The following is a 6,236-nucleotide window of genomic DNA, read 5'->3' as shown; positions in this document are numbered from 1 at the left end:
ACTGCAAATTTTCTGAAACCAGAACACTGTTCTTCGCTCACCTAAACATGCCGCAAAATGTCAAAGAAAAACCTGCAATTCGGAATATTATTCTGCCAGATTTACTCAAAATGCTCGACATTGGAGTTTTTCAACAGAATAAGCCCTTACTACCGAATGCTGCAGAAAGCACTGAAGTCTTCTTCAGTATTCTTTGGTGGTTGATTGAGCTGGGCTTTCAATTGTGCGACGCGTTAGCTCTATGAAAAAGGACACGCTGCGATGTTGAACCTCAAATCCATTCTGCTGATGATTTTTCTTCCGACACTCGCGATGTCGAATGGGAGTGATATAGTGGCAGATAGGTTCTTAGAATGCAGCGCCCTGCGCGACAATCCTCACGAAATCCATAGATGCTATTTTGCGGTCGGTGATGAGGTGGAACGCGAAATGAACCGCGCCGGGTTTGCCGGAGGCTCCAACTCATGAGTAGGATGGAGCATCATGAACAAAACGACGAACAAATATTCCCCAGAAGTGCGCGAACGTGCCGTACGGATGGTTTTGGACAATCAAGGGCAGCATGACAGCCGCTGGTCTGCGATCCTTTCAATTTCTGCGAAGATCGGCTGTGCGCCACAAACGCTGAATGAGTGGGTAAAGAAAGTCGAGGTAGATACTGGCCAACGCGGTGGCGTCACGACCGAACAAGCGGAGAAGATGAAGGCGTTAGAACGCGAAGTGCGCGAGCTCAAGCAGGCCAATGAGATCCTGCGCAAAGCGTCCGCGTATTTTGCACAGGCGGAGCTCGACCGCCCGTTCAAGAAATGATCCGCTTCATCAACGATCACCGCGCGGATCATGGGGTCGAGCCGATTTGCAGGGTTCTGCCGATTGCCCCAGCCACTTTCTATGACCATTTAACCAAGCAGGCTGATCCTTCGCGCCTGTCGGATCGCGCCAAACGTGATGAAGAACTGACGCCTGAGATCGAACGTGTCTTTGAGGAGAATCTGAAGGTCTATGGCGTTCGTAAAGTTTGGCACCAGATGCGCAGGGAAGGCTTTGACATTGCACGCTGCACTGTTGCCAGATTGATGAAAGACATCGGCATCGAAGGCGTCATTCGTGGCAAGAAGCCAAGAACAACCGTGCCTGACAAGGCGCTGCCGTGCCCATTAGATCGGGTGAACCGCCAATTTCATGCGCTCGCGCCAAACGTACTCTGGGTGAGTGACTTCACCTACGTCGCGACTTGGCAAGGGTTCGTGTATGTGGCCTTCGTCATTGATGTCTTTGCGCGGCGCATCGTCGGTTGGCGTGCCAGTCGTAGCGCAAACGCTGGCTTTGTGCTGGACGCACTTGACCAGGCCATCCATCAACGCAGGCCAGCACAAGATCAACTGGTGCATCACTCGGATCGCGGCTCCCAATACCTATCAATCAAGTACACCGAACGGCTGGCCGAAGCCAAAATTGCCCCATCGGTCGGCAGCGTCGGCGACTCGTATGACAATGCCTTGGCCGAGACGATCAACGGGCTGTTCAAAGCAGAAGTCATTCACAGGCGCGGGCCATGGCGCAGCTTTGAAGCCGTCGAATATGCCACCCTCGAATGGGTCGACTGGTTCAACAATCGCCGTCTGCTGGAGCCAATCGGGAACATCCCACCAGCCGAAGCAGAGGCACACTTCTATGCCGCTATGGAAAGATCAGATATGGCCGCGTAACTAAGACAAATTAGCCTCTGGCAAACCCGGCGTGGTTCATACCCTCTCCCACACACCGCTGGTCGCAGGGCAATGAAAACGTGTCACCGATGCCGACATGTGTTATGGTAAGGAACATTGGCAGTTAAGTCAGTGTTCAAAGACCTCGACCCCATCCGAAATGGGACCGTAGGCAATCTCTCACAGCCTCAATACTCAGATGCGGCCAAAGCCGCCGGAACTGTTGTGTTCTCTGCCCATCCCTAACTGCCAAAAGAATGAGAGGAACTTGCAATGACGATTCGTCCCAAACCACCCTTTGAGGGCGCGTGCCTATGTGGTTCAGTACAGGTCAAAGTGACAGCAGCGCCCCTTTTGACCTTCGCGTGCCATTGCCGCGATTGTCAGAAACTTTGCTCAAGCGCGTTTTCCCTGTCCGTGATGTTTCCAAGCGACGACGTTCACTGCTCCGGCGAACTAATCACTGGCGGCCTCGGTTCAAACGGGCGAACACATTACTTTTGCAAGTCCTGCCTCAACTTCGTCTATTCCCAGATTGATGGAGCGGAACACCGCATTAACTTGCGCACATCCGTGCTGCTGGACGCCGCATCTTTCGAGCCCTTCGTTGAGTTGATGACCGACGAGAAATTGCCTTGGACCAGTGTTCCGGCCACTCACAGTTTCTCTCAAGTCCCAACATCTCTCGACGAATTGCAGGCGCTTATGGATGATTTTGCCAAACTCTGACTAATATACGTCGCTAAGTGGCCTGACGAGACGTTCCCCGTCCCTTCATTCTTCAATTTGCGCCTATTGGCTGTCCTTAGGAGGCCAAAGCGTCAGTTTTGCAAGAATTCCAGCATGATCAGAACCAAGCAAAGGGCGCAGTTCCGTCGATCCCCCTTCTGGAGCCAAAACAAAATCAAGCGGTAACGGCAAATGTCGAAACTTTAATGTTGGCCGAACGGGACCAGCAAGTTGCGTATTCGTGATCGACGCAATTCTACCAACTCTTCCTGACCAAGGCATAATATTGAAATCACCAGCTATGACCACAGGGCCGTCTAATTCCGCGAGCACTCTTTCAACGTCTGTTTCATTGCTGGAACTGTCATGCGGCCATGGCCAAGGAATATGTGCTGAAACCAACCAAACCCGTTCATTTTTGACCCGAATGGGGGCGACGGCCACTGCGCGCCAATTTGAACAATGCGGAGCACTTTCAAATGGGTGACGCGATAAAAGGGCGATTCCGCTCCAGTTCGAAAATCTGCAAAAGTGTTGATGTGGAAAGCTCTGTTTGAGCAAATCAAGGATGACCCTATTCTCGTCAGAAACCTCTTGCAGCATCACGGCGTCGACACGCGAAGCCTCTATGTCTGAGACTAAGGCTGGAATTTCGGAGTTCGCGAACCACAAGTTTTTGGAATACACGCGAAGATCACTGCCCGGATCTTGTGGCAGGAAAGGGTATGCCACGGATAGAAGTGAAGCGACCGCAACTGTTGAAAACACCAGCCTGAACCAGATAGGCTTGGCGACAACGACACCAATAACACATAACATTCCAAAGACAGGCCGCCCCATTGAAACCGTATCAAAGCTTCTTTGCAAATGGCCAAAAAACCCGATGATTGCGAGAAGCCCGGCGATGCATGCCAATCCTAACAATATGCTTCGCATCAACCTGTTCTAGTCTTTCTAATTGTGCGTTTCAGTTGCGAACACTGACAGTATCGAACGCTGCTGTTCAAAGATACCAGCGATTGACGGCTAAGTCTTGTATAAGCATACTTGTAAAGAGGACCTGCACCTTATTGCAGCGATCTGTAAGCGAATACCTGTCTGTGACACTTAAAGTGAGTGGATCATCACAGTATCGCTTGAAAGCCATTCTGATGCACTTCGCCTCTCGCGCAGCACTGCAAGACGCACTATAAGTGCCGCAGTGCCGGACCGGCGCTTTGGTTTTCGACTAATCACAGGAACACACGCATATGCCTTGGGATCGCAACCAGATGGCCGCACGGGCGGGACAGGAATTACAGGACGGATGGTACGTTAACCTTGGTATCGGGATTCCGACATTGGTTTCGAACTATATACCAGAGGGTGTCGAAGTCACGCTTCAGTCCGAAAATGGAATGCTTGGCATGGGCCCCTTCCCGATTGAAGGTGAAGAAGATGCCGACCTGATCAACGCAGGTAAGCAGACCATCACCGAACTGCCCCAAACTGCGTTTTTTGACAGCGCGCAAAGCTTTGGCATGATTCGTGGCGGCAAAATCGCGATGGCCATTCTGGGCGCTATGGAAGTTGCGGAAAATGGCGATCTGGCAAACTGGATGATCCCCGGCAAGCTTGTAAAGGGTATGGGCGGTGCGATGGATCTGGTTGCGGGCGTCGGACGCGTGGTTGTCGTGATGGATCACACAAACAAGCATGGCGACAGCAAGCTGTTAAAAGAATGTACCCTGCCCTTGACCGGTAAAAGTGTCGTAGACCGCATCATTACCAATCTTGGGGTTCTTGACGTCGTTGAAGGCGGCCTAAAGATCGTCGAAACCGCAGACGGTGTCACTGAAGACGAATTGCGGGCGGCAACAGAGGCAACAATCATCGCATAAACTGCGCCCATCTCTTGCGAACGCGCACTGTATCATTATCGCGCGTTCGCCTTGCTATTATAGTATTTAAGTCTCCGACCAAGCTTTGCAGCTTAATTCATCGCAACAAAAACACATCCATCGGTCAAAAGCTCAGGCGGGGTCCGACATAACCCGCGCGCTATTTGGTATGCCGCCAACACTTTAGGTACATAGTCACGTGTTTCTTTGTACGGTGGAACGCCTTGGTGCTTTTTCACGGCACCTTCTCCGGCATTATATCCAGCAATGACCATCATGGGGTCACCGTCAAATTCGCGCATGAGCCAATCGAGGTACTTGACCCCCCCGCTAATATTTTGGCCCGGTTCGAATGCATCCTTCACACCAAACCGTTCGGCCGTCGCAGGCATCAGCTGCATTAAACCTTGTGCGCCAGCCCCGCTGACGACATCAACGCGCCCATGGCTTTCGGTCCACATGACAGCAAGCGCCAATGCCGGCGACACCCTAGTGCCGACAGTTGCTCTCAAAATGTCCACCCCACGTGCTCTGGCTACCTTTTGCATGTCGGCCAGACGTGGGACTGGAACTGGGTCCTTAGCAACGGCAAGAGCGCGCAGCGCCGGATCTAAGCGTCCTGGCCCACTATCAATCATTGCCGGGGAAATTTCATCCCAGAACCAATCGTAGCGCGCACCGGTCGGTCGCTTCGGCTTAGAGGCATCGGGTTCTTTACGAGTTGTTCGCTTCAAGTCCGGTGCCGGTTCCGGATTTGGTTCGATCTGAATCGTGATGCGGTTTGTCGATCCCGATTTCGGTGGCTTTACGCGCTTGGCTGAAAAGTCCTTGAATGCAGGAGGATCCTTCGCCTCAGCGCCAACGACTCCCAGTGCAACACTACATAATAGTGGTAGAATGATTTTTTTCATGACCTGCTCTCCGGTCTTTTGACCGTTATTGCGCTGAAACCTCGCAGATCAATGCAACTGGCGCCAGAACTTTGGGCAAAGAACGTGGCGGTTTTGCCATAATTGATGCATCTAAGCATCGAAAATAGTTGTAAAAGTCAATTTATTAATATTTTTATCATTCAAAAACATATAGTTACGATATTTATTAACAGTTTTCACATTTTAGAGTGAAATACCACATTTGCTGTCAAACTTAGGCCCAAATCCTAAGGCTTATTATGTGCATACCAAGTCAGACGGGCCATTGAGAGAGCGGCCCACTATCCTGACAAGGTTGTCTGTAACTGTTAAAATTTCCTCTGGAGGGACTACAAATGAACAAATTCTTGAACAAATTCCGCAAAGACGAAGACGGCGCTGTAACTGTAGACTGGGTTGTTCTTACAGCCGCAGTTGTTGGCCTGGCCGTTGCCGCTTACGCAGCGATTGAACGTGGCGCGACAGATTTGACAGGTCAAACAGAGACCTTCTTGGGCGAACAAACTCCTGGCAGCATCGGCGAATAAAGCTAATCTATCAGTTTTGGTTCTGAGTATTCTCAGACGCCTTAGAAAGGCCGCGTCCGAATGCGGGCGCGGCCTTTTTCTGTTCCAAATACACGTTTAATAGGTAGCGCAATGTTCAAGCGATTTACGACTTACTTCAAAGACGAAGACGGAGCGGTGACTGTAGATTGGGTCGTACTCTGTGCAGGTCTTGTTGCCATGGCGGCTGCCATCGCGCTTGCAATGGAAGATGGAACGTTGGCTGCGACGGCCGACATCGATACATTTTTGCAAAGTAGAAATCCCAACTAAACGACTACCGACTGTCGTCGGTAGGATTTTGGATATGCTGTTCTAAGTACTGAAGTACGATGTTTTCGGTGATGGCTCCGTTGGTGGTTGAAAAATACCCGCGTCCCCAAAAGTGTCGCCCCCAGTAGCGCTTTTTCAGATGTGGGAATTCAGCTTGTATTTTGTGAG

General features: G+C 51.1%; 10 protein-coding genes and 1 other annotated feature. Of the genes, 7 read left to right on the top strand and 3 right to left on the bottom strand.

The genetic code is table 11. From position 1 onward, the window contains the following. The 4 genes from ABJI08_RS16380 to ABJI08_RS16365 form a co-directional block, all read left to right on the top strand. A partial coding sequence (locus tag ABJI08_RS16380) for a hypothetical protein (RefSeq protein ID WP_348402922.1) occupies nt 1-245 on the top strand: 245 nt, incomplete at its 5' end. A gap of 16 nt (nt 246-261) precedes the next feature. Continuing rightward, entirely contained in the window at nt 262-468 is a 207-nt protein-coding gene (locus ABJI08_RS16375) for a hypothetical protein (protein WP_348402921.1), read from the top strand. A 15-nt stretch (nt 469-483) separates the two neighbouring features. Continuing rightward, a protein-coding gene (locus ABJI08_RS16370) for an IS3 family transposase (protein WP_348402920.1) occupies nt 484-1,709 on the top strand; the annotation gives its coding sequence in 2 pieces (ribosomal slippage) (nt 484-772 and nt 772-1,709; 1,227 coding nt in all). After that, nucleotides 765-881, top strand: a sequence feature (AL1L pseudoknot). (Overlaps the previous gene by 117 nt.) Nucleotides 1,710-1,982: 273 nt before the next feature. Further along, nucleotides 1,983-2,438, top strand: a complete 456-nt coding sequence (locus ABJI08_RS16365) for a GFA family protein (protein WP_348402919.1) — start codon at nt 1,983-1,985, stop codon at nt 2,436-2,438. 63 nt (nt 2,439-2,501) lie between these two features. Here the strand turns inward: ABJI08_RS16365 and ABJI08_RS16360 are convergent, their stop codons facing one another. Continuing rightward, entirely contained in the window at nt 2,502-3,374 is an 873-nt protein-coding gene (locus ABJI08_RS16360) for an endonuclease/exonuclease/phosphatase family protein (RefSeq protein WP_348402918.1), read from the bottom strand. Nucleotides 3,375-3,688: 314 nt separating this feature from the next. On the opposite strand from ABJI08_RS16360, the gene ABJI08_RS16355 reads away from it, so the two are divergent. Next, on the top strand, nt 3,689-4,318 hold the full coding sequence (locus ABJI08_RS16355; protein WP_348402917.1) for a 3-oxoacid CoA-transferase subunit B: 630 nt from the start codon (nt 3,689-3,691) through the stop codon (nt 4,316-4,318). 92 nt (nt 4,319-4,410) lie between these two features. Here the strand turns inward: ABJI08_RS16355 and ABJI08_RS16350 are convergent, their stop codons facing one another. Next, entirely contained in the window at nt 4,411-5,229 is an 819-nt protein-coding gene (locus ABJI08_RS16350) for a lytic transglycosylase domain-containing protein (RefSeq protein WP_348402916.1), read from the bottom strand. A 356-nt stretch (nt 5,230-5,585) separates the two neighbouring features. Between ABJI08_RS16350 and ABJI08_RS16345 the strand changes: the two genes are divergently transcribed. Then, nucleotides 5,586-5,777, top strand: coding sequence for a hypothetical protein (locus ABJI08_RS16345; RefSeq protein WP_348402915.1), 192 nt, complete (start codon nt 5,586-5,588; stop codon nt 5,775-5,777). 111 nt (nt 5,778-5,888) lie between these two features. Further along, nucleotides 5,889-6,068: a hypothetical protein gene (locus ABJI08_RS16340; protein ID WP_348402914.1), complete on the top strand. Its 180-nt coding sequence runs from the start codon at nt 5,889-5,891 to the stop codon at nt 6,066-6,068. Nucleotides 6,069-6,072: 4 nt separating this feature from the next. Here the strand turns inward: ABJI08_RS16340 and ABJI08_RS16335 are convergent. Next, nucleotides 6,073-6,236, bottom strand: a 164-nt coding sequence (locus tag ABJI08_RS16335) for a transposase (RefSeq protein WP_348402923.1), incomplete at its 5' end; no start/stop codon positions are given.

Source organism: Shimia sp., assembly GCF_039969785.1.
GTDB lineage: Bacteria > Pseudomonadota > Alphaproteobacteria > Rhodobacterales > Rhodobacteraceae > Shimia.
The sequence above is the reverse complement of the archived record's forward strand: the minus strand, read 5'-3'. Positions and strand labels throughout refer to the sequence as shown.

Coding starts and splice junctions, on each gene's coding strand:
- ABJI08_RS16375 (WP_348402921.1), top strand. CDS start 262: ATGTTGAACCTCAAATCCATTCTGCTGATGATTTTTCTTCCGACACTC.
- ABJI08_RS16365 (WP_348402919.1), top strand. CDS start 1,983: ATGACGATTCGTCCCAAACCACCCTTTGAGGGCGCGTGCCTATGTGGT.
- ABJI08_RS16360 (WP_348402918.1), bottom strand. CDS start 3,374: ATGCGAAGCATATTGTTAGGATTGGCATGCATCGCCGGGCTTCTCGCA.
- ABJI08_RS16355 (WP_348402917.1), top strand. CDS start 3,689: ATGCCTTGGGATCGCAACCAGATGGCCGCACGGGCGGGACAGGAATTA.
- ABJI08_RS16350 (WP_348402916.1), bottom strand. CDS start 5,229: ATGAAAAAAATCATTCTACCACTATTATGTAGTGTTGCACTGGGAGTC.
- ABJI08_RS16345 (WP_348402915.1), top strand. CDS start 5,586: ATGAACAAATTCTTGAACAAATTCCGCAAAGACGAAGACGGCGCTGTA.
- ABJI08_RS16340 (WP_348402914.1), top strand. CDS start 5,889: ATGTTCAAGCGATTTACGACTTACTTCAAAGACGAAGACGGAGCGGTG.